This is a genomic window from Mesorhizobium sp. M7A.F.Ca.CA.004.12.1.1 (assembly GCF_003997835.1).
Classification (GTDB): Bacteria; Pseudomonadota; Alphaproteobacteria; order Rhizobiales; family Rhizobiaceae; genus Mesorhizobium.
Window position 1 is genome coordinate 1 of sequence record NZ_RZRK01000953.1, and the last position, 2,148, is coordinate 2,148.

Consider the following 2,148-nt stretch of genomic DNA (forward strand, 5'->3'; position numbering starts at 1 on the left):
TCGCGTTCGGCAGGATCGCCTTCACGCTCGACTCCTCGCTTTCGAAGACGCGGGCCGTGCCGGTGAACTTCAGGATCGATTCATCGACGCCGGCGGTCTTCACGATACAGCCGTCGAGAGCCAGATTGCCTTTCAGCACGGCGAGGCCGCCATCCCTGGAAAAGGGATGTTCGGTCGAGCGGATGACGCCTTTCTCGCGGTCGAGATCGAGTTCGTCCCAGCGGCGGTCCTGGCTGAAAGCGACCTGTGTCGGCACGCCACCAGGGGCGGCGAGGAAGAAATCGCGCACACTCTGGCTGGTCGTGCGGGAAATATCCCAATGGTCGAGCGCTTCGCCCAGCGTTCGCGTGTGCACCGTCGGCAGGTCGCGGTTGAGCAGGCCGGCATTGTCGAGCTGGCCGAGGATGGCCATGATACCGCCGGCGCGGTGCACGTCTTCCATGTGCACGTCGGACTTGGCCGGAGCAACCTTGCACAGCACCGGCACCTTGCGCGACAGCGCGTCGATGTCGTCCTGATCGAAATCGATTTCGCCCTCATGCGCGGCAGCCAGGATGTGCAGCACGGTGTTGGTCGAGCCGCCCATGGCGATGTCGAGCGTCATGGCGTTCTCGAAGGCGCCCTTCGAGGCAATGTTGCGCGGCAGAGCCGTCTCGTCATCCTGTTCGTAATAGCGCTGGGCGAGATCGACGATCAGGTGGCCGGCCTCGACGAACAGCCGTTTGCGGTCGGCATGCGTCGCCAATGTCGAGCCGTTGCCGGGCAGCGACAGGCCAAGCGCCTCGGTCAGGCAGTTCATCGAATTGGCAGTGAACATGCCCGAGCAGGAGCCGCAGGTCGGGCAGGCCGAGCGCTCGATGACCTTGACGTCCTCGTCGGAGACCCTGTCGTCGGCGGCCGCCACCATGGCATCGACCAGGTCGAGCGCCTGCGTCTTGCCGGCGAGCACCACCTTGCCGGCTTCCATCGGACCGCCGGAAACGAAGACGGTCGGGATGTTGAGGCGCAACGATGCCATCAGCATGCCGGGCGTGATCTTGTCGCAATTGGAGATGCAGACCATGGCGTCGGCACAGTGAGCATTGACCATGTATTCGACGGAATCGGCGATCAGCTCGCGCGACGGCAGCGAATAGAGCATGCCGTCATGGCCCATCGCGATGCCGTCGTCGACGGCGATGGTGTTGAATTCCTTGGCGACGCCGCCGGCCTTCTCGATCTCGCGCGCGACCAACTGGCCGAGATCCTTCAGATGGACATGGCCCGGCACGAACTGGGTGAAGGAGTTGACCACCGCGATGATCGGCTTGCCGAAATCCGAGTCCTTCATGCCGGTGGCGCGCCAGAGGCCGCGTGCGCCGGCCATGTTGCGGCCATGGGTGGTGGTGCGGGAGCGATAGGCAGGCATGTTTTTTCCTTGGTGGCTGGCCACAGCCAGGCATGGCGCGGCGGAGCTGAATTCGGACCGCAGGCGTTATAGACGCGCAAGCCCGGTCTGGCCACAATTTTGCAATGCGCCAGATTCTCTCAAAAAAATGCGTGGCACTGTCGGATGGCGCACTGCATGCCCGTCCTTGGGCAGACGACATGGAAATGGCACCGCGTTCGGAGTCAGCCGTTTCGCCGTAACGCAACCAAACAACCCGAGGAGCACGACATGCAAAAGATCACCACCTGCCTGTGGTTCGACGGCCAGGCCGAAGAGGCCATGAATTTCTACGTCTCCATCTTCAAGAATTCGAAGGTGCTGAGCGTGATGCGCTGGCCCGAGGGCCACGCCGATGAAGGCAAAGTGCTGGTGACCACGTTCGAACTCGACGGCGTGCAGTTCCAGGCGCTCAACGGCGGACCGCAGTTCAAGCACACCGAGGCGATGTCGCAGTCGATCGACTGCAAGACGCAGGAAGAGGTGGATTACTTCTGGGACAAGCTCATCGAAGGTGGCGGCCAACCGTCGCAATGCAGCTGGCTGAAGGATAAATTCGGCGTCTCCTGGCAGGTTGTGCCGGAGCAGCTGCCGCGCCTGCTGCTGGATCCGGACCGGGCCAAGGCCGGCCGCGTGATGTCAGCGATGATTCAGATGAGCAAGATCGACATCGCCAGGATCGAGGAAGCGGCGAGAGGATAGTCGAGGGTCGGGGCGGCGCC

The 2,148-nt window shown here is 63.0% G+C and carries 2 protein-coding genes; one reads left to right on the forward strand and one right to left on the reverse strand.

Translation table 11 applies throughout. The features are described from left to right. Positions 1 to 1,408 (reverse strand): dihydroxy-acid dehydratase (ilvD, locus tag EN984_RS32155; protein ID WP_127384243.1); only part of this gene is annotated, 1,408 nt, incomplete at its 3' end. 249 nt (positions 1,409 to 1,657) lie between these two features. Between ilvD and EN984_RS32160 the strand changes: the two genes are divergently transcribed. Continuing rightward, positions 1,658 to 2,128, forward strand: coding sequence for a VOC family protein (locus EN984_RS32160; protein ID WP_127384244.1), 471 nt, complete (start codon positions 1,658 to 1,660; stop codon positions 2,126 to 2,128). Positions 2,129 to 2,148 lie beyond the last annotated feature (20 nt).

Coding starts and splice junctions, on each gene's coding strand:
- EN984_RS32160 (WP_127384244.1), top strand. CDS start 1,658: ATGCAAAAGATCACCACCTGCCTGTGGTTCGACGGCCAGGCCGAAGAG.